Source organism: Arthrobacter sunyaminii, assembly GCF_018866305.1.
Lineage (GTDB): Bacteria > Actinomycetota > Actinomycetes > Actinomycetales > Micrococcaceae > Arthrobacter_B > Arthrobacter_B sunyaminii.
This window is the reverse complement of the sequence record NZ_CP076456.1, coordinates 3244142-3264938: the sequence shown is the minus strand read 5'-3', so window position 1 is coordinate 3264938 and position 20797 is coordinate 3244142. Positions and strand designations below refer to the sequence as shown.

Annotated in this window: 15 protein-coding genes and 2 tRNA genes; 12 read left to right on the top strand and 5 right to left on the bottom strand. The window is 66.1% G+C overall.

The genetic code is table 11. The features are described from left to right. Positions 1–28 precede the first annotated feature (28 nt). A complete protein-coding gene (locus tag KG104_RS14750) occupies positions 29–1177 on the top strand; it encodes a cystathionine gamma-synthase (RefSeq protein WP_104160397.1) in 1149 nt (382 codons plus the stop codon). A 13-nt stretch (positions 1178–1190) separates the two neighbouring features. Here the strand turns inward: KG104_RS14750 and KG104_RS14745 are convergent, their stop codons facing one another. Further along, positions 1191–1607: a hypothetical protein gene (locus KG104_RS14745; protein ID WP_207347851.1), complete on the bottom strand. Its 417-nt coding sequence runs from the start codon at positions 1605–1607 to the stop codon at positions 1191–1193. Between the two features lie 23 nt (positions 1608–1630). Beyond that, the gene (locus tag KG104_RS14740; RefSeq protein ID WP_104052841.1) at positions 1631–2812 is read right to left on the bottom strand and encodes an amidohydrolase; all 1182 of its coding nucleotides are present in this window, start codon (positions 2810–2812) and stop codon (positions 1631–1633) included. 127 nt (positions 2813–2939) lie between these two features. Here KG104_RS14740 and KG104_RS14735 point away from each other — a divergent pair, with 127 nt between their 5' ends. From KG104_RS14735 to KG104_RS14725, 3 genes are all read left to right on the top strand, one after another. After that, entirely contained in the window at positions 2940–4238 is a 1299-nt protein-coding gene (locus KG104_RS14735) for a glycosyltransferase 87 family protein (protein ID WP_237687096.1), read from the top strand. A gap of 62 nt (positions 4239–4300) precedes the next feature. Beyond that, positions 4301–4975 carry an MOSC domain-containing protein gene (locus tag KG104_RS14730; RefSeq protein ID WP_207347852.1) on the top strand — a complete coding sequence of 225 codons (675 nt, stop codon included), beginning with the start codon at positions 4301–4303 and terminating at the stop codon, positions 4973–4975. Positions 4976–5390: 415 nt separating this feature from the next. Beyond that, a complete protein-coding gene (locus KG104_RS14725) occupies positions 5391–7295 on the top strand; it encodes a DEAD/DEAH box helicase (protein WP_207347853.1) in 1905 nt (634 codons plus the stop codon). A 186-nt stretch (positions 7296–7481) separates the two neighbouring features. Here the strand turns inward: KG104_RS14725 and KG104_RS14720 are convergent, their stop codons facing one another. Further along, positions 7482–8855 (bottom strand): protein kinase domain-containing protein, encoded by a 1374-nt coding sequence (locus KG104_RS14720; protein ID WP_237688603.1) that lies wholly within the window; start codon positions 8853–8855, stop codon positions 7482–7484. Between the two features lie 197 nt (positions 8856–9052). Here KG104_RS14720 and KG104_RS14715 point away from each other — a divergent pair. The 3 genes from KG104_RS14715 (at position 9053) to KG104_RS14705 (ending at position 10781) form a co-directional block, all read left to right on the top strand. Then, positions 9053–9124: transfer RNA gene (locus KG104_RS14715), tRNA-Thr, on the top strand. An 80-nt stretch (positions 9125–9204) separates the two neighbouring features. Beyond that, positions 9205–9278: transfer RNA gene (locus tag KG104_RS14710), tRNA-Met, on the top strand. A gap of 246 nt (positions 9279–9524) precedes the next feature. Then, positions 9525–10781 (top strand): CaiB/BaiF CoA transferase family protein, encoded by a 1257-nt coding sequence (locus KG104_RS14705; RefSeq protein ID WP_207347854.1) that lies wholly within the window; start codon positions 9525–9527, stop codon positions 10779–10781. Here the strand turns inward: KG104_RS14705 and KG104_RS14700 are convergent. After that, positions 10769–12274, bottom strand: a complete 1506-nt coding sequence (locus tag KG104_RS14700; RefSeq protein ID WP_207347855.1) for a PucR family transcriptional regulator — start codon at positions 12272–12274, stop codon at positions 10769–10771. The genes KG104_RS14705 and KG104_RS14700 overlap by 13 nt on opposite strands. An 80-nt stretch (positions 12275–12354) precedes the next feature. On the opposite strand from KG104_RS14700, the gene KG104_RS14695 reads away from it, so the two are divergent. The 4 genes from KG104_RS14695 (at position 12355) to KG104_RS14680 (ending at position 18078) form a co-directional block, all read left to right on the top strand. Then, a complete protein-coding gene (locus KG104_RS14695; protein WP_207347856.1) occupies positions 12355–13746 on the top strand; it encodes an aminotransferase class III-fold pyridoxal phosphate-dependent enzyme in 1392 nt (463 codons plus the stop codon). A 68-nt stretch (positions 13747–13814) separates the two neighbouring features. Next, complete coding sequence (locus tag KG104_RS14690; RefSeq protein ID WP_207347857.1) at positions 13815–15011, top strand: acyl-CoA dehydrogenase family protein; 1197 nt, start codon at positions 13815–13817, stop codon at positions 15009–15011. A gap of 53 nt (positions 15012–15064) precedes the next feature. Then, positions 15065–16552 carry an aldehyde dehydrogenase family protein gene (locus KG104_RS14685; RefSeq protein ID WP_207347858.1) on the top strand — a complete coding sequence of 496 codons (1488 nt, stop codon included), beginning with the start codon at positions 15065–15067 and terminating at the stop codon, positions 16550–16552. A gap of 74 nt (positions 16553–16626) precedes the next feature. Further along, positions 16627–18078, top strand: a complete 1452-nt coding sequence (locus tag KG104_RS14680) for an APC family permease (protein WP_207347859.1) — start codon at positions 16627–16629, stop codon at positions 18076–18078. Positions 18079–18131: 53 nt separating this feature from the next. Here KG104_RS14680 and KG104_RS14675 read toward each other — a convergent pair whose 3' ends face one another. Next, a complete protein-coding gene (locus KG104_RS14675; RefSeq protein WP_207347860.1) occupies positions 18132–19301 on the bottom strand; it encodes a helix-turn-helix domain-containing protein in 1170 nt (389 codons plus the stop codon). 169 nt (positions 19302–19470) lie between these two features. On the opposite strand from KG104_RS14675, the gene KG104_RS14670 reads away from it, so the two are divergent. After that, positions 19471–20793 (top strand): MFS transporter, encoded by a 1323-nt coding sequence (locus tag KG104_RS14670; protein WP_207347861.1) that lies wholly within the window; start codon positions 19471–19473, stop codon positions 20791–20793. Positions 20794–20797 lie beyond the last annotated feature (4 nt).

Here is a 20797-nt window from a genome sequence, read left to right as displayed (position 1 = left end):
CATCCATCCTGAAGCAAGGGAGCAAACCATGAGCGAAGGCTTCAACACCCGCGCCATCCACGCGGGCCAAACCCCGGACCCCACCACCGGTGCGGTCATTCCGCCGCTATACCAAAGCACCACCTACGCCCAGGACGGCATTGGCGGACTGCGCAACGGCTACGAATACGGCCGCGGCACCAACCCCACCCGCGATGCGCTGCAGGACCAGCTGGCCGCACTGGAGGGCGGCGCCCACGCGTACTCCTTCAGTTCCGGCCTGGCCGCGGAGGACGCCCTGATCCGCGCCCTCCTGGCCCCCGGAGACCACATTGTGCTCGGCAACGACGCCTACGGCGGCACCTACCGATTGATCAACAAGGTTCTCTCCGCGTGGGGCATCACCAACGCCGCAGTGGACATGTCCGACGTCGGCGCCCTCACCCGGGCCATCGCCGCCGGCAACACCAAAATGGTGTGGCTGGAAACGCCGTCGAACCCCATGATGAAGATTTCCGACATTGCCGCCGTCGCGCAGGCCGCGCACGACGCCGGGGCCTGGCTGGTTGTCGACAACACCTTCGCTTCCCCGTACCTGCAGCAGCCGCTGGCACTGGGCGCGGACATTGTGGTGCACTCCACCACCAAGTACATCGGCGGGCATTCCGACGCCGTTGGCGGCGCGGTCATCCTGAACGACGACGCCGCCGCCGAGAAGATCGGCTTCATCCAGTTTGCGGTCGGCGCGGTGTCCGCTCCGATGGAAGCCTGGCTGACCACGCGCGGACTGAAGACCCTGGGTGTGCGGATGGACCGGCATTCGTCCAACGCCATGGCGGTCGCCAAGTGGCTGCGGGACCAGCCCGCCGTCGAAAACGTGCTCTATCCGGGGCTGGAAGACCACCCCGGACACGACCTGGCCAAGGCCCAGATGAAGGACTTCGGCGGAATGGTCTCAGTGTCCTTCAAGGGCGGCGAGGCCGCGGCCAGGAAGGTGGCCGAATCCACCCGTGTGTTCACGCTGGCGGAGTCGCTGGGCGGGGTCGAGTCGCTGATGAATTATCCGTCGGAAATGACGCACGCATCAGTCAAGGGCACCGAGCTTGCCGTTCCGGAGAACCTGCTGCGGCTTTCCGTGGGCATCGAGGATCTCGAAGACCTAATCGCGGACCTGCAGCAGGCACTGGACCAGTTGTAGGAAACCTGCAGCCTTAAGGCCGCCGCCGGCCCAGGAGCCGGCGGCGGGCCTTGGGATCTCGTTCCTGGAAGAACCTGCTGCTTTGCGGCAGCCACAGCAGCAGCACACACAGCAGCAGGACGGCGCCGAGGGCGACCAGCGCCGGGCCGCGGAACAGCAGCGGTATCCCGAGAATCATGCCCACGGTGGTGAGTGTCTCGCGTGCGCTGCGTTTCCCGGTCCGCAGGCGCAGCGCATAAAACCCCATCACCACCGCCACAGCCAGGGTCACCAGCCCCAAACTGGTGAGTGCGGCGCCGTCGCGGTGCTGGGTCTGGGCTGACGTGATGAAGGAAATCCCGGCCACGGCCACGAGAACGGCCGCCGCCAGCCAGGCTCCGAAAGCGGCCCGGATGATCTTGGGCAGAGGAGTGCGGGGATTGTTCGTCACGGGGCTGCGGTCTGCGGGTCTGGTCACTGGCGGCCGGCCACTACGGGCGTCCGGGTCTGGGTGTCATAGCGGTAGACCTCGCGTCCGCCGATCCACACGGTCAGCGCCCGCTGCATGACATCGAGCGGATCTCCGCTCCAGAGCACAACGTCGGCGTCCTTGCCCGGCTCAAGCGAACCGATGCGGTCTGCCAGGCCCAGGACCTTGGCGGGATTGATGGTGACCGAACGCAGGGCTGTCTCGGGATCCAGTCCTTCCTTCACCGCCAGGGCTGCCTGATAGATCAGGAAGTTGATCGGCACCACCGGATGGTCGGTGATGATGGAGATTTCCACGCCCGCTGCGGCCAGCTTGCCCGGGTTTTCCATGCTCCGCTGGCGCAGCTCCACCTTGGAACGGGTAGTAAACAGGGGTCCGATCAGCACCGGCACCCCGCGCTCGGCCAGGACGTCTGCCAGCAGGTGGGCCTCGGTGCCGTGGTCCAGGACCAGGTCATAGCCGAACTCGTCGGCCAGCCGCAGGGCCGTGCCGATATCGTCGGCGCGGTGGGCGTGCTGGCGCCACGGGATTTCCCGGCGCAGCACCATGGCGAGGGCTTCGAGCTGGGGGTCGCGGTCGTCGTCGTCGTTCTTTCCCATGTGGTTCTGTGCATCCATGAACGCCTTGCGGATCACCAGCGCCGTGCCCAGCCGGGTGGACGGGGTCTGCTTCTTGTCGCTGTACACGCGCTTGGGATTCTCGCCGAGGGCGGACTTCAGGCCGCTGGGGGAGCGGAGGACCATTTCCTCCACGTACCGCCCGTGTGTGTGCAGGGCCACGGCCAGACCGCCGATGGGGTTGCCCGAACCGGGGTTGATGTTCACTGCGGTGACCCCTCCGGCGAGCGCATCATCGAAACCCAGATCGTGCGGGTTGACGCCGTCGATAGCGCGGACCCCGGCCATCACCGGGTCCGTCATTTCATTCGTGTCGTTGCCGGCCCAGCCTTCGCCCTCTTCATGCACGCCGAGGTGGGTGTGCGCGTCGACCAGGCCCGGCAGCAGCCACTGGCCGCCGGCATCGATGACCTGCGCTCCCTCCGGAACGGTGACGTCCGGGCCAAGCTCCCGAATCCTGCCGTCTTCCAGCACCACCGTGCCGTCGAACGGCGGCGCAGTGACGGGAACAACGCGGGCATTAACGATGGCCAAAAGCGGTGCGGACATGAGCAACCTTCCAATGATGGATTGACTGCGCCCAGCCTATCCTGTGCCCCGGACAGTTCACCGATGCGCGGCCCCCGGTAGACTTGCGAGCGTTAATATCTCGGTTGGCTGTAGTGCAGGGAGAATCATGGGCCTGAAGACCCGATCCGGAATGGCCCGGCTGGCAGTAACTCTGGCGGCGCTGTTCGCTGCGGCACTCATGATCACTGCAGCCTTTGTGATTTCCCCCCGGCACGGGCTGGATTTCAGCGTGTACCTGACCGGTGGACAGAGCGTGATCGACGCCGGAGGCGAGCTCTACACCAAGGAACTGCGGTACCGCGAGGGCAGCAGCCTCCTGTTCACGTATCCGCCTTTTTCGGCGCTCCTGTTCGCTGTTCTGGCGCCGTTCGGGCAGAGCCTCGGACTCAACATTTTCACCGGCATCTCGCTGCTGATCGCCGCAGCCACTGCCGTGTTGGGTGTTGCCTACGCCTTCCGGCAGCCGGGAGTGCGCGCCGTCCTCAAGCACCAGTGGCTGCGTCCGCTGGCCCTGGCCGGCATTGGTTTCGTGATCCTGCTGGGACCCTGGCGGGAAACCCTGGCGTTCGGGCAAATCAACATTCTGCTGTTCGGGCTGATCATGGCGGACTTCCTGATTAAGCGGGACACCTGGCCCACGGGACTGCTGACCGGCGTCGCTGCCGGCTTGAAGCTCACGCCGCTGGTGTTCGGCCTGTATTACCTGGCGCGCGGAGACTGGCGCGGCCTGCGCAACATGACCTTTGGCTTCCTGGCTACCTTTGGGCTTGGCTTCTTGATCCTGCCGCGGGAATCACGCACCTATTGGGCCGAGCTGCTGCCCGACACCTCCCGGATTGGCGGGGCCGGATATGTGGACAACCTGGGTATCAAGGGCGCCATCCTGCATTTCACCGGACCGGATTTCCCCGTGGACCTGCCCTGGCTGCTGCTGTCCCTGCTGATGATTGCTGCGGCGGCCGTGATCATCCGGCTCGCCGGCAACCGCGGAGACCTGATCACTGCCCTGGCTGCAACCGCGCTCCTCATGCTGCTGATCTCACCGGTCTCCTGGTCGCACCACTGGGTGTGGGCGGCCCTCTTCATCCCGGTCCTCTGGCGGAACATCGCGGACTTTACGCAGCAGGGAACAGGGGTTCACCGCTGGGGCATGGTCCTGCTGGTCTCATCCTTTGTGGTTTTCCTACTCTCGCCCAAGGCCATTGGCTGGCTCATGGGGGCACCAAACCTTGATTCCCAAATACCCGAGGCATGGCTCATGGCCTCCAGCGTCGGTGTCTTCTGGGGAGTGGGCCTGATGGCCTGGTGGCTCGTCGCGCTGTGGAAGAGCCGCCCGCAGCGCTGGTGGAAACAGTCCGTTTCGGAACAGATCCCGCTGGCTCCCGTGAAGAACGTTCAGCCGTAGTATCCGGTCACTGCCCGCCGAGTGTCGTGCGGAACACAAACCAGCCTCGTAGAATCATCCGCATGACCCCGGGAACCCTGCTGGCCGTGTGCCGCGTCCACGAACTGCTGCCCACCACAGATTCCACCGGCGTGACGGCAATCGACAAGCGTCCCGTCGTCGGGCCCGTGAAGGTTCACGGTCTCGGTTTGAGCGGGGACATCCAGGCCAGCCGCAAACACCACGGCGGGGAATCCAAGGCCGTTTACGCCTATTCGCAGGACGACGCCGACTACTGGGCAGGCGAACTGGGTACGGACATTCCTCCGGGCCGCTTCGGGGAAAACCTGCGGATTGCGGGCCTTCCGGTATCCGAGGCCGTGATCGGTGAGCGCTGGCAGATCGGGGACCGGACCATCCTGGAAGTGACCTGCCCCCGCACGCCGTGCCGGAATTTTGCCCAGCGGATGGAGCAGCCCGGCTGGGTGAAGCGGTTCGCGGCGGCCGGCCGGGTGGGAACCTATTTGCGCGTTGTCCGCAACGGGACCATCAGCGCAGGAGACCCGGTGACTGTTATTCGGCGTCCGGAACACGGGGTGACCTCCGGCGATGTTTTCCGCGGGCTCAGTCCGGCACAGGCCGGGCTGCTGGCCGACGCGGAGGCTGCAGGGGGACTGGTGCTGTCCCCGGAAATCAAGAAGGTCCTGCGCACCCTGGAATCACGGCAGTCCCGGGAAACCGCGCCCGCCGCCCAATAAACCCAAAAGATCAAGCGAACTCCGAAAACGCCGTCAAACCAGCAAAATCGAGAGCCGGGAGACCGGCCAAAACAGCTGATTATGGGCCCGTGTGCCCAAGCTCACCGGCAACTGTGGACGGGCCACCCCCGGCATGCCGTACACTTGAAACATCCCCCACTCCGGTATTCCCTTATTTTCCTACGGTTTCTGACCGTTAGGTACGTTGTGTTGGGGCTCGCGTTTTCGAATGCGGGCAGATTCATCTTTTTGGGAGCGCCGGCAAAGAAATCGTCACACCGGCCACGCCTCACAATCCAGTGAAATTGGCCTACAGCTGTGACGGAAAGTCCTGCCATGGGATTGCAACAGCGCCGGACTTACGTCCTGCGGCCGGTATTGGCCGCGCGGTCCCAATGAATGAGGATTATTTCTTTTGCTTGACACTGTAGAAAACACTGACACCGCAGCAACCGCCGCTCCCGAAGCAGCCGAAGAGAACCAGGTTCTCTTCACCGATTTCGGTCTTGATGCCCGCGTTCTGCAGGCCCTGGTTGACGTCGGCTACGAAAAGCCGTCCCCCATCCAGGCAGCCACCATCCCCCTCCTGCTTGAAGGCCGCGACGTCGTCGGCCTGGCGCAGACCGGTACCGGCAAGACTGCCGCGTTTGCTGTTCCCGCCCTGTCCCTGATGGCCGGCCTGCCCGCCACCAAGGACACCCAGATCCTGGTGCTGGCACCGACCCGCGAACTGGCCCTCCAGTCCGCTGATGCCTTCGCTTCCTACGCCAAGCACATGGACAACTTCACCGTCCTGCCCGTCTACGGCGGCTCCGCTTACGGCCCCCAGCTGGCCGGCCTGCGCCGCGGCGCCCAGGTTGTTGTCGGTACCCCGGGACGCGTCATCGACCACATCTCCAAGGGTTCCCTGGACCTGTCCAACCTGCAGTACCTGGTTCTGGACGAGGCTGACGAAATGCTCCGCATGGGCTTCGCCGAGGACGTCGAGCAGATCCTGGCGACCACGCCCGCCGACAAGCAGGTGGCACTGTTCTCCGCCACCATGCCCGGCGCCATCCGCAAGATCGCCAAGAAGTACCTGAACAACCCGGCGGAAATCACGGTCAAGTCCAAGACGACCACCGGTGCGAACACCCGCCAGCGCTACGTGCAGGTCATGGGCCCGCACAAGCTGGACGCGATGACCCGCATCCTGGAAAGCGAAGACTACGACGGCGTTATCGCCTTCGTCCGCACCAAGATGGCCACCGAGGACCTGGCTGACAAGCTCAAGGCCCGCGGTTACCTGGCCGCAGCAATCAACGGTGACATCCCGCAGCAGCAGCGCGAGCGCACCGTCGAGGCCCTGCGCAGCGGCAAGATCGACATCCTGGTTGCCACCGACGTCGCCGCCCGCGGCCTTGACGTTGAGCGCATCAGCCATGTCATCAACTACGACATTCCGCACGACACGGAGTCCTACGTCCACCGCATCGGCCGTACCGGCCGTGCAGGACGCACCGGCGACGCGATCCTCTTCATGACCCCGCGCGAGAAGTACCTGCTGCGGGCCATCGAAAAGGCCACCCGCCAGCCCGTTGAGCACATGCAGCTTCCGAGCATCGACATTGTGAACAACAAGCGCCTGGCGAAGTTCTCCGAGCAGATCACCGAAACCCTGGCATCCGAGGATGTCTCGGTGTTCCGCGACCTGGTCACGACCTACCTCGCCGACCACGACGTCACCGCCGAGGAAGTTGCCGCTGCACTGGCCGTCATGGCACAGGGCGGCCGCCCGCTGCTGATGGAAGAAATTCCCCAGGCTCCGGCCCGCCAGCGTGAGCGCTCCGAAGGCCGCAACGACGGCAACGGATCCCGCGGCCCGACACGCCCGCTGACCGAAGGCAATGCGACGTACCGCATCGCTGTCGGCCGCCGCCAGCGCGTCATGCCCGGCTCCATCGTTGGCGCCATTGCCAACGAAGGCGGACTGTCCTCCGCACAGATCGGCGGCATCGACATCCGCGCCGACCACACGCTCGTTGAGCTCCCGGCTGACCTCAGCCAGGACCAGCTGCGCGCTCTGTCCCGCACCCGGATTGGCGGCGAGCTGATCCACCTCGAGCTGGACAACGGCCGCAAGCCGGCCCGCGAACGCGAAAGCGGCGGCTTCAATGACCGCGGCGACCGCGGCGGCTTCAAGAAGGATTTCAAGAAGCGCGACGGCGAGCGCAGCTTCGGTGACCGCAGCGGCAGCGACCGCGGCGGCTTCAAGAAGCGCGACGGCGACCGCGGCGGCTTCAAGCCGGCCGGTACCCGCGCACCGCGTTTCCGCGACTAAGCACCGGGCTTTAGGCGGGGCAGCGCCGAGAGGCGCGACCGCTCTGAGATAAGTTACTGACGCACAGGAAGGGCACCTCCGAATTATCGGAGGTGCCTTTCCTTTTCTGCGTGTGGAAGTCTCTCGGGAGTCCGGGGAGCCCGGGGAGTCCGGGAAGCCCGGTGCGTCACGGCCCGGTCATGCAGTTCAGGAGACCAGCGTGCGCTGGCTCTCCAGCCGCAGTTCCAAGTCATTCATGACGATGGCGGCCAGGTCCTCGAGAGTCTGAACATCGTTTTCCGTGAATTCCCGTGGCTCCCGGTCCAAGACGCACAGGGTGCCCAGGTTGTAGCCGTCGCGGGTCTGCAGCGGCACCCCGGCGTAGAACTGCATCCCAAACTCGCCGGCCACCAGGGGATTGGCCAGAGTCCGCGGATCCACCCGCGCGTCGGACACCACCCAGGCATCGTCCTGCAGGATTGCCGAGGCGCACAGTCCCGGGTCCCGGCCGATCTGCTTGACGTCAGTTCCGTGGTGGGACTTGAACCAGATTCGGTCCGTGTCCACCACACTCACTATCGCCACCGGCACGGAGAACAGCCGTGCAGCCAGGGCCGTGATGCGGTCAAAGGCACCGTCCGGGGGAGTGTCCAGCAGGTTGTAGCGCCGCACAGCCGCGATGCGCTCGGCTTCGTCGGCCGGAATCAGCGGCAGGCTCATCCGGTGGCGGGCGCGGGGTGCCACCGCAAGTTCATACAGGGCGAGGGAAGCCTCGTGGGCGGACGGACGGTCACAGGGCTTTAGAGCCGTCATGGCGGTCAGCAGGCTCCGGAACCCATCCTCGAGGTCCTCGGGGATGGCAGGGGTGCGCAGGAGGCGTGCCACAGCACTCTCCAGGGCGGGCCCCGGGTAGGCAGGTACGCCGGTGAGGCACTGCAGGAGCACCAGGCCCAGCGAGTAGATGTCCGATTCCGTGCCTACCGCCTCGCCGCGGGCCTGCTCCGGGCTCATGTACGCAGCGGTGCCGGTGAAGGTTCCGTTCTGCGGCTGCGGCTCCCGGGCAATCAACGCCACGCCGAAATCGGTGAGCTTGGCGCGGAGGCGGGCGTCGTCACCGCGGTAGTCAAAGAGCATGATGTTGGCCGGTTTGACGTCCCGGTGCACCACGTGGGCGCGATGCATGTAATCCAGACCCACCGCGAGGTCATAGCCCAGCTGGGCCACCTTGCGGGGAGCCAGCGGTCCGTCCTGAAGCCGCAGCCGCAGATCCGCACCCTCCACCAGTTCCATCACCAGGTACACCTGCTGGATACCGGGAGCGGCGAGATGTGTCCCGGCGTCGAGCAGAGTCACGAGACTGTGGTGGTTCAGCCGTGCCAGGATCTTCGCCTCGGCGTCGGCCTGCTCTTGTTCTTCTGCCGTGGCAGCCGAAGTCCGGACCACCTTCACGGCTACGTCGCGGCCCAGGAATTCATCCCGGGCGCGGTAAACGGTGCCCATGGAGCCGGCACCGATTTGTTGCTCCAAACGGTAGCGACCGCCCAACAGGGCACCGTCCGGGTGCTGCGGTGAATCTGTCACTATGCCTACTTTCTCGTCCCCTAAGCATACTGACTATTGGCGGAAAACCCTCCTTCGGGGCACCACTTCCAGGCGGAGCGGCGGGCTCGGGAAGCTGCCGATTTCCCCGCACCTCAGAGTGGCCCGGATCACTTTATCTGTGCGGTTTTTGCCCGATTTCATGTTCTCGAAAACTACTGGTAAAGTATTTACTCGTTGCCCCGATAGCTCAGTGGTAGAGCGCCATCTTGGTAAGATGGAGGTCCCGGGATCGATTCCCGGTCGGGGCTCTCAATGGGAGGGCCCGTGTTGCTAAGGCTGTTTGTTTTTGCAGAGGCCAATTTAGGGACGCGGGCTTCACTCATTTAGTGGCGGTGTAGCTCAGTTGGTTAGAGCGCACGACTCATAATCGTGAGGTCGGGAGATCGAGCCTCCCCACCGCTACAGACTAAAACCCCCGGTTTTCCGGGGGTTTTTTCTTTTTCCCGCCGGTTGCCCACCTGCCGCGCACAATCCCTGTCCAGTTAGGCCCGCACGCCGCGTCCGGTGTGCAGAGCGCCCTGCGGCAGGACAATTCGTCCAAATCTCCGGTCCGGCCCGTGTCTAAGCTGGATGCACCGTCCGGCGTGACGAGTGACACAGGGGGAATTCCCTGAAAGAAAGTCCGCCGGGGAACAGGGGAGCATACAGATGGTGAATTCAGCATCGCCGGACGGACCGGCCGCACTGGATGGATCAGCGGCAGGCTGCGCAGCGGACGCCGCGGGCCAGCGGCCGCTTGACGGGATCCTGGTTGCAGATTTCTCCCGCGTGCTGGCAGGCCCGCTGTGCACCATGACGCTGGCGGACCTGGGCGCCCGGGTCGTGAAGGTGGAACGCCCGGGAGCCGGTGATGACACCCGCAGCTGGGGGCCGCCCTGGTCGGAAACAGGTTCAACGTATTTTGAATCGGTGAACCGGAACAAGGAGTCCGTCTGCCTGGACCTCAGCGACCCTGACGATCTGCAGGCGGCGCGGGAATTGGCACTGCGTGCGGACGTGCTGGTGGAGAACTTCAAGCCCGGCGGACTGGACCGGCTGGGCCTGGGGTACGCCGAACTCAGCACCGCGAATCCCGGGCTGGTGTATGCCTCCATCTCCGGCTTCGGAACAACCGGCGGCAGGGACATTCCCGGATATGACTTCATCGTCCAGGCCCTTGGCGGACTGATGAGCATCACGGGGGAAGCCGACGGTGCTCCGTACAAGGCCGGCGTCGCGCTGGTGGACGTGCTGACGGCCAAGGACGCCACCATTGCCGTACTGGCCGCCCTCCAGGCCCGCCGCGCGACCGGGCGCGGCAGCCACGTCCAGCTGAATCTGCTCTCCAGCCTGCAGGGAGCCCTGGCCAATCAGGGGCAGGCCTTCCTGGGGGCCGGAGCGGTGCCGGCCAGAATGGGCAACGCCCACCCGTCGATCGTGCCGTATCAACTCCTTGAATGCGCTGACGGACCGCTTGCCGTCGCCTGCGGCAATGACGCACAGTTTCGCCGCCTCGCCGCGGAGCTGGGAGCGCCGGACCTGGCCGCTGACGGGCGCTTTGCAACGAACAGTGCCCGTGTGCAACACCGTGAGGCGCTGGTGCCGCTGCTGGAAGAGCTGCTGGCGGCGGCTCCGGCTGCCCAATGGCAGGAACGGCTGACGCGGGCCGGCGTGCCGGCCGGCCGGGTCGCGGGCATTGATGACGGCATTGCCTACGCCGAATCGCTGGGACTGGAACCCACCATCGAGGTCCGGGACGCCTCGGGCGCCGTGAGCGGGCGGCAGCTGCGGCACCCCGCCGTCTGGGAGCCGCCGCTGGCACCGCGCGTCCAGGCCCCGCCCCGGCTGGGCGAGCACACGGACAGTGTGCTCTCCTGGCTGCGCAGCGAAGAGGCCGAGAGGCAGCCAACCGATCACCTTTCGTAGTGCCGCAGCTCCATCCACAGCGGTGCAAAGACATCGGGATCATCCAGGTCCACACCGAGCAGCGAGGAAGCAAGGCCGATGCGGTGCCGCAGCGAGTTGCGGTGCACACCCAGGCTGCGGGAGGCGTTTTCCCAGTGGCCGCGGTGGCGCAGATACTCGGTCACTGTGCCCACCAGGTCCGCCCGCGGGTAGCCCTGCAGAAGAGTCACCCATTCACGCGCCCGGGAATTGCTGTCACTTCCGGTCCCCACCAGCGAACCGGGCGGTGCCTGCCGCAGGGCCCGCCGGACGGCCGGCATCACCGACGCCGCTTCCCCCAGCGGGACCGGCTCGCTCAGGGCTCCGGCCAGGTGCGGATGGGCCGCCGCAGGGCTGGACGCCGCGGCCCCCGGTTCCTGCCCCGCGGCCGGAACTTCGTGGGCCGGAAGCACCAGGTACAGGGCTGATTCCTCCTCATGGCGCAGCGGGCCGGCGGCCGAATAGTCCGGAAGGGGAGGCAGCCCGGCATCGGGAACCAGAGCGGAAGCGGCCCGAATCAGCAGTCCCGGGTTCTCGCCGGCCCGGACAGTAAGTCCCAGCACGCGCACCCGGCCGGGCAGTTCCTGCAGGCCCACGTCTGCAGCGAGGATGCGTGCCGCCTCCGTGTGTCCGTGAAGGACGAGCTTGGCCACGGCAGCGCCCAGCGTCGCAGTGGCGCCGGAAACCACCTCCCGCTGCCGTGCCTTGAGCGCGAGCAGCGTGCAGACGGTCAGGATCACCTGGCGGTCCGCCGCCGTCAGCGTGCGTCCGGGGCCTACGGCGAGGAAACCGTGGATGCGTCCGCTGGTGCCGATGGAATACTCCACAACGGCCTGCCCGTGAATTTCAAAAGTGGCCGCAGAGTGTGTTCCGGCCCGGTTGAGCCGGAGGGTTTCGGCGCGCAGCGGCGGAATGTACCCCTCGGCGCTGGCGGGCCAAAAGGTTGACGGCCCCGAATCGGCGGGCAGATACGCGGCCCAGCCCCCCAGCGCCTGCGCCAGGCCGCGGACGACGGCGGTGGTCGCGTCCGGGCGCATCGCCGCCTGGGCGAGGGCTGTCTGGGTGCCCAGGCTGCTCATGAGGTCGGCCTGGCTGCTCAGGGCGGACAACCGCCAGTACGCCCGGGAGATGTTCTGGAACGGCACTCCGTCGGGAACGGTCAGCAGTTCAACGCCCGCCGCTGCGCAGGCCTCGGCCACCGGCAGAGGAACCTCCTCCAGCCACGGGCCCAAACCCAGGCCAAGGGCCAAAATTCCCTTGTCCCGAAGCCGCGCCACGTACTCTCCGGCAGCGGCATCATTGCGCACCAGCGGCATGCCGGTGGTGAGCAGCAGTTCCCCGCCCTCCAGATACGGCGTGGGGTCCTCCAGCTCGGACACATGGACGCCGGTGAGCTGGCGGTTAGGCTGCTGCCGTCCGGAATGGAAGACCAGGAGGGGGCCCAGGGCGTTGCTGAGCTCAGTGAGGGAGACCATAGACAAATCATCCAGTACCGCGGCCAAAATTGGCTCAAATGTTCAATGACGCACGTCGCATTGCTCCGTAGCGTGTGCGCATGACCGAGACATCTTTTGAATCCGCAGCCGCAACCCTTCCCCAGACCAGGCACTTGGCAACCGACGTGCCGGGCCCCCGTTCCCGGGCGCTGCACCAGGAGCGCACGGCCCACGTCAGCGCCGGCTTCGGCGTCACATTGCCCGTGTTCATTGACCGGGCCGACGGCGGGATCCTCCAGGACGTGGACGGCAACCGGTTCATCGACTTTGCCTCCGGAATTGCGGTGACCAGTGTGGGTGCCGCCAATCGGCGGGTCCGGCAGCGGGTGGCTGCGCAGCTGGAAAAGTTCACCCACACCTGTTTCATGGTTACCGAATATGACTCGTTCACCCAGGTATGCCGCTGGCTCAATGAACACACCCCCGGCGATTTCGACAAGCGCACCGCCCTGTTTTCCACCGGCGCCGAAGCCGTGGAAAACGCCGTCAAGATAGCCCGCGCGGCAACCGGCCGGCCTAACGTGCTGGTTTTCGACGAGGCCTACCACGGGCGCAGCCTGCTCACCATGGCCATGACCGCCAAGGTAAACCCGTACCGGCTCAACTTCGGTCCTCTGCCCGGCGAGGTTATCCGGGCAGCCTCGGCCAACCCCCTGCGCCCTTCAACCGGTGCCGAGGCAGGGAACGCCGCAGCTGCACTGGCCTCCGTTGAGCAGACGCTGGCAGAAAGCGGCCCGGAAACCTTCGCTGCCATGGTCATCGAGCCGATCCAGGGCGAGGGCGGGTTCATTGTTCCGGCGCCCGGTTTCCTGGCCGGACTGCGGAAGATCGCCGACCGGCACGGGATTGTCCTGGTCATGGATGAAATCCAGGCCGGCATGGGCCGCACCGGCACGCTGTATGCCAGCGAGTACGAGGGCGTGGCCGGCGACATCACCCTCAGCGCCAAGGCACTGGCCGGGGGCCTGCCGCTGTCCGCCGTCACCGGACGGACGGAGCTTTTGAACGCCGTGCATACGGGTGGACTCGGCGGCACCTATGCCGGCAACCCGCTGGCCTGCGAGGCCGCACTGGCAGTCTTTGAGGAATTCGAAGACGGCACCCTGCTGGCCAACGCCCGGTCCATTGAAGCTGCAGCCCGTGAGCTGCTGGAACCGCTGGTGGAGGAGATCGGCGTCGTGGCCCAGTTCCGCGGCCGGGGAGCCATGCTGGCCCTGGAGTTTGCCGATCCCCACACCCTGCAGCCCCGGCCGGACCTGGCCGCAGCTGTTTCCGCAGGTTGCCACGCCCAAGGTGTCCTGACCCTGACCTGCGGTACCTACGGAAACGTCATCCGCCTTCTGCCGCCGCTGGTCATTGGCGACGAACTGCTGCGCGACGGGCTGGATGTTCTCCGCACGGCCATCCTTCAGGCGGCATCCTCCGCCGCACCCGCAGCCAGCATTTCCTGACACACCCGCCCCGCTGATAGGGGCCGGCCCCACAGCACAACCGCAACGCCCTACAGAGATGGAGCATCATGACCGCCCTTGCCGCCCAGGAACCCGGCGAAGCAGCCTTGGAACCCGCAGACCTCATTAACTTCGACTCCCTGCTCACCCCGGCGGAGCTGGAGCTGCGCGCACGGGTGCGCGGTTTCGTCAATGATCAGATCCGCCCGAACATTGCGCGCTGGTACGAGGACGCCCATTTCCCGCTCGAAATTGTTCCGGAAATGGGCAAACTCGGTCTTCTGGGCATGCACCTGCACGGCTACGGCTGCGCAGGCGGTTCCGCGGTCGAATACGGGCTGGCCGGAGCAGAGCTGGAAGCCGGCGATTCCGGACTGCGGACCTTCGTTTCCGTGCAGGGGTCACTGGCGATGAGCGCCATCGCCAAATGGGGCTCGGAGGAGCAGAAAACCCAGTGGCTGCCGGGAATGGCAGCCGGCGAACTCATTGGCTGCTTTGGGCTCACCGAACCGACAGCCGGATCCGATCCCTCATCCATGAAGACTTTCGCTCGCCGGGACGGGGACGACTGGGTGCTCAACGGCACCAAGCGCTGGATCGGACTGGCCAACGTTGCCGCCGTCGCCGTCATCTGGGCGCAGACCGACGACGGCGTCCGCGGCTTCGTTGTGCCCACTGACACGCCGGGCTTTGCCGCCACGCCGATTGAACCGAAGCTCTCGATGCGTGCCTCCATCCAATGCGAGATTGAACTGACCGACCTCCGCCTGCCTTCTGATGCAGTCCTGCCCGGCGCCAAGGGACTGCGCGGCCCCTTCTCCTGCCTGAATGAAGCCCGCTACGGCATCATCTGGGGCTCCATGGGCGCCGCCCGCGATTCCTTCGAAACCGCCCTGGCCTATTCCAAGGAGCGGCTGCAGTTCGACAGGCCGCTGGCCGGTTACCAGCTGACCCAGCAGAAGCTGGTGGACATGGCCCTGGAAATCAACAAGGGATTCCTGCTGGCCCTGCATCTGGGACGGCTGAAGGACGCCGGAACCCTGCAGCCGCACCAGATCTCAGTGGGCAAGCTCAACAACGTGCGCGAAGCCATTGCGATTGCCCGCGAAGCCAGGACCATCCTCGGCGGCAACGGCATCACCTTGGAATACTCACCGCTGCGCCACGCCAACAACCTGGAGTCGGTGCGCACATACGAGGGCACCGACGAAGTGCACACCCTCATCCTGGGGCAGAAACTCACCGGCATCCCCGCCTTCCGCTAACCGCCCGCGAATCCCGTCCGCAGCCTCACCGCCGTCCCACACCAGGAGCTCCCTTGACGCACTCTGCACCAGCCGCCGCACTGCGGCACTACATCAACGGAACATGGGAAGAAGGCACCGGTTCCGTCCTGACTTCGGTCAACCCGGCCCGGCCCGGCGAAACAGTGGCTCACGGCCCTCAGGCCTCCACAGAGCAGCTGGATCGTGCGGTGGCCGCTGCGTCGGCGGCGGCGCGTGCCTGGGCCGGTACTCCGATGCATGAGCGCGGGGCAATCCTGCTCCGGGCCGCCGGCATCCTGGAACGGGACCAGGAGCGCCTCGGCCTGGAACTGGCGCGGGAGGAAGGGAAAACCCGAGCCGAGGCACAGGGCGAAGTGCTCCGCGCAGCACAGATCCTTCGGTACTACGGCAACGAAGGGGACCGGTCCGCCGGGGAGGTTTTCTCCTCCCCTCGCCGGGGCGAACGGATCCTGGTGGTCCGCAAGCCGCTGGGTGTGGTGGGTGTGGTGACACCCTTCAACTTTCCGATCGCTATCCCGGCCTGGAAGATCGCCCCGGCGCTGGCGTACGGCAACACGGTGGTGTGGAAACCCGCCAGCACCGTGCCGTTGCTGGCGTTGCGGCTGGCCGGTGCCCTGGCGGAAGCGGGGCTCCCCGCGGGTGTGCTCAACCTGGTCATTGGACCGGGGAGCCTGGGCAGCGCCCTGGTGGAACACCCGCGGCTGGACGGTCTCACCTTCACCGGATCAACCGGCATCGGACGGCGCCTCGCCGCAGCCGGTGCCGCGCGCGGCGTTCCGGTGCAGGCGGAGATGGGCGGCAAGAACGCGGCCGTCGTGCTCCGGGATGCGGATCTGGATCTCGCAGCCGAGCAGGTCCTGCTGGGAGCGTTCCGTTCCACCGGCCAGAAATGTACTGCGACCTCACGCCTCATCGTGGACGGGGCGGTGGCCGATTATTTCCTGGACCGGCTCCGCGCCCGCCTTGATGCCTGGGTGACCGGGGACCCCGCCGACGACGGAGTCCACATGGGGCCGCTGATTAACGGAGCGGCTGCGGACAGCGTGAGCGCCGGGGTGGAGGCGGCCCTGGCCGAAGGAGCGGAACTTGCCTATCAGGGCAAGGCTCCGGGCCGCGCCGATCCGGACGGCGGGTTCTTCCTTCCGCCGACGGTGCTGGAACTGCCGGGCGATCCGGCGGCCGGGGCAGCCAACACTGCTTGGCGGGAAGAGTTCTTTGGCCCCGTGCTGAGCGTGCGCCGCGCTGCTGATGCCGGACAGGCTTTTGAACTGGCCAACCAGAGTGAATTCGGGCTCAGCGCCGCCGTCTTTACCCAGGATGTCACCCGCGTGCTTGATGCCGTGGACAGCCTTGACGTTGGCATCCTGCACGTGAATTCGGAATCCGCAGGCGCCGATCCGCACGTGCCTTTCGGCGGTGCACGGAAATCCGGGTACGGACCGAAGGAACAGGGCGGCGCGGCGAAGGAATTCTTCAGCCACACCACCACCGTCTATCTGCGCGGGGGAAATCCGGGCTGACAGTTCGGCGCCGGGCACCGCATCACCACCTGACCGCAACACCCACCCGAGGTAATCACAGAATAGGTAGATCAATGGGCAGAACAGAAGTGAAGTCCACGCGGGACGCAGAGCCGTCCCTCCTCAAGGTCCTCGGTAACTGGGACGTTCTAGCCCTGGGTTTCGGAGCCATGATCGGCTTCGGCTGGGTGGTCCTGACCGGCGACTGGATCACCTCGGCCGGCACCATGGGCGCGGTCCTGGCCATGGTCACCGGCGGCCTGATCATGGCGGTGGTTGGCCTGACCTACGCCGAACTCGTGGCAGCCATGCCCAAGGCAGGCGGCGAGCACAACTACCTGCTGCGCGGAATGGGACCGCGGTGGTCCTTCATCGGATCCTGGGGGATTACCGGCGGGTACATCACCATTGTGGCCTTTGAGGCCGTGGCCCTGCCACGGACCGCCACCTATCTGTTCCCCAACCTCAACGCGGTTCCGCTGTGGGAGATTGCCGGGGACCACGTGCACCTGACTTGGGCGCTGGTGGGCGCGGTGGCCGCCGTCGTCATTACGGCAGTGAATATTCTGGGTGTCAGGCACGCCGGCGTGGCGCAGACCTTTGTAGTTCTGCTGCTGATCGTTGTCGGACTGATGCTGGTCTTTGGCTCCTTCACCGGCGGATCGACAGCCAACATGGAGCCCTTCTTCACGGGCGGGATGGGCGGCTTCTTCGCGGTGCTGGTGGTGGTTCCGTTCATGTTCGTGGGCTTTGACGTCATTCCGCAGTCCGCGGAGGAAACCCACATCCCCGCACGGCAGATCGGCCGCCTGGTGGTCATCGCCGTCGCGCTGGCCACCATCTGGTACGTGGGCACCATCCTCACCACCTCCTCCGCCATGAACGCGCAGGAGCTCGCCGGCACCGACATTGCGACGGCGGACGCCATGGGCAAACTGTTTGGCTCCGACATCATGGCCAAGATCCTCATCGCGGGCGGAATCGCGGGCATCCTGACCTCGTGGAACTCCCTGCTGCTGGGTGCCTCACGGCTGATGTATTCGATGGCGCGCGCGGGGATGCTGCCGGCCTGGTTCGGCAAGCTGCACCCCAAGTACCGCACCCCGGTCAATGCGCTGCTGTTCATCGGGGCACTGTCCGTCCTGGCGCCGTTCTTCGGGCAGAACATGCTGGGCTGGCTGGTTGATTCAGGGTCACCGAGCATTGTGATTGCCTATGCGATGGTTTCGCTGGTGTTTGTCCTCCTGCGCCGCCGCGAACCGAAGATGGACCGCCCGCTGCGTATCGGCGGCAAGGGCAACGGCGGTCAGCTGATCGGCATCGCCGCGGTGGTGCTGTGCCTGGGACTGCTCTCGCTGTACCTGCCCGGCATGCCGGCCGCGCTGGGTGCCGTCCCGTGGCTGCTCTTTGGCCTGTGGTGGACGCTGGGACTCTTCTTCCTGCTGCGCATTCCCGGCGGGATCGCCCCCGGGGAACATGCAGAGGAGGATCTGCTGGAACGCCTGGCCGCGCGGCGCCGGCGCTAAACGGGGACGGAGCGGCGGCGGGCCCGGTCAATGCATCCTAGGATCCTAGGATCCTAGGACCAGGCCACCACCAGGCGCGCCGCCTGCTCCGGCACCATCACATCAATGCCGGTGAGCTCGGTGAAGCGGCGCAGCCGGTTCATCAGGGTATTCCGGTGGCAGAACAACTGCTCCGCAGACCGGGCGATGCTGCCGGTCGCCAAGTAGGTGCTCACGGCCTCCTGCAGCCGCTCCCGCTCCACCGGGCCGCAGCCCTGCAGGGCCGCGTCCACATCCGGGACCATGGGAATGCCGGTCTCCGCCAGCCGGTGCCGCGCGAGGCGGGCCCACGCGTTGCGCATGGTCAGGGCTCCCCGGTCGCCGGGGCCGGCCAGCGCCGCCAATGCCCGGGCCGTCTGCGCGGCCAGCCTCAGGCCGGCCAGCCCGTGTACGCGTTCCACCAGACCGCACGGAATGCCGCGGACCTGCTCGGCGGCGTCCCGGACGGCGCTTCCGCTCCGCTCGTCGCACACCCAAAACACCACCAGCCCGTCCGGCAGGGGATGCGTGAACAGGTCAGCGCCGCGCCGTGAAGCCGCTGCCACAGCCAGATGGAGGGCGGCGGTGTTGTCCGCGGCGGCTGCCGCCACCATCAGGATTGCGTCGTCGCCCACCCCGAGGCCCCGGGCAATGCGGGCGAGCATTTCCGGCGGCGCACTGACCGGCCCGAAGAGCGCCGCAACATAGCCCTGCCGCAGCGACGTTGCCTCCTGTGCCATTCGCTGGCGCTCCAGAATGTATGCGGCCTGGGCCTGGGAGGCATAGGAATCCACCACTTCCCAGACAGTCTCGGCCCGCCGGACCAGCAGTTCGGCATCCGCGGCATCAGCCAGGTTCATCAGCTCGCTCCACAGGATGGTGAAATCCAGGCGTATCGCCGTCATCAGCGACTCCACCGGAACACCTGCCCGGGCGCGTGAGACCCCCACATCCAGGGCAATGTCGTGGCGCTCCGCCACCAGGCGCGGGCTGTCATCCCGAGGACGCAGGCTTTCAATCAGTGCGCCGAAGGACACGGTGGCGGTGCGGCGGATCTCGCTGGCCGGCAACGCGCCGTCGTGGTAGTCATTCAGCTGCAGTACCCGCTCCAGGAACAGCGCAGTCAGCCGCTCCACGCTGAGCCCGTCCAGGAGTGCGGTCCACCGTGCTGAGGAGTCCTCTATGTTAAATCCGTGTTTCTGCATGATTACCACTTGATAAACCGCCCTGTTTTTGTGCTTTTGCACATCTTACGGGGCGTAATCCACTGAATTTGTTGCACGCGTCATACGGAGCGCCCTGAGATGCTGGTGCTTCGTTCCCGTCCAGAACGACCGTTTGAACGGTTTGGCACCAGCAGCTGCGGAGGCAGGCATGACACAACCACTGAACCTCGAGGCCGGGGCAACCCGGACTCTCACCGACAAAGAGGCCATGAAGGTTTCTGTCGGAGCCCTGATCGGCACCGCCATGGAGTGGTACGACTTTTTCCTCTTCAGCGCCGCTGCAGCGCTGATCTTCAACGTTCAATACTTCACCAATGAGAATGCCACGGCGGCGGCCCTGGCCTCGTTCGCGACGTTCGGCGTCGGCCTGCTGGCACGGCCGCTGGGCGGAATGTTCTTCGGCGCCATGGGGGACCGGATCGGCCGGCGCAAGACGCTCATGATCACCATCGTGGGCATCGGAATCATCACGGGCCTGATCGGTGCGCTGCCCACCTACGCGGCCATCGGCATCGCCGCCCCGGTCCTCCTGGTGCTCCTGCGCGTGGCCCAGGGCCTGTTCGTGGGCGGGGAATGGTCCGGAGCCATGACCATCGTGGTGGAAAACGCACCGCTGGAGCGCCGTGCCCGGTACGCCGCGTTCCCGCAGATTGGTTCACCTATCGGAACCATCCTGTCCTCGGGCGGATTCTTCCTGATGACACTGCTGTTCTCGCAGGAAAACTTTGACAGCTTCGGCTGGCGCATTCCCTTCCTTGCCGCCATTCCGATGCTCCTTGTTGCCGTGTACATCCGCAGCCGGCTGGAGGAATCTCCCGTGTTTGCGGAGCTGCTTGAACACGGGCAGGTGGAAAAGACCCCCATCCGCACCACCCTGAAGGACTCCTGGAAGCAGATCATCGTAGGCATGGCCGCTGCATTGCTCGGCGTCGGCGGCTTCTACCTGGTGACCGCCTTCGTGGTCTACTACGGCGTGTCCATCCTGGGCTACTCCTCCCAGCTGATGCTGCTGGGCGGCATGGTGGCCGCGGCGGTGGAAATTCCCGTGCTCATCCTGGGCGGGCGGCTCGGCGAGCGCTTCGGCTCCAGCCGGGTGATCCTCTACGGCGGCCTCGGATCCGCCGTCGCAGCCATCCCCTCTTTCCTGCTCATCACCTCCGGCACGCCGGTGCTGGTGATCCTGGGGATGACACTGGCCGTGGCCACCCTGTCCCTCCCGTACGCCGCAAACGGCACCATCCTGACGGGGCTCTTCCCCGCCCGCACCCGGTACACGGGCGTCGGGTTCGCGCAGAACACCGCCGGCATGGTGTCGGGCTTCATTCCGCTGGTGGCCACCGGCCTGGTGGCGGCGGCATCCGATCACTGGTGGCCGGCTGCGGCGATGCTGGTGGTGCTGAGCCTGTTCACTGCGGCCGCCGGAACCATCGCCCCGCGCATGAGCGTGGACCTTCCCGGCTTCAAGCACTAGGTCA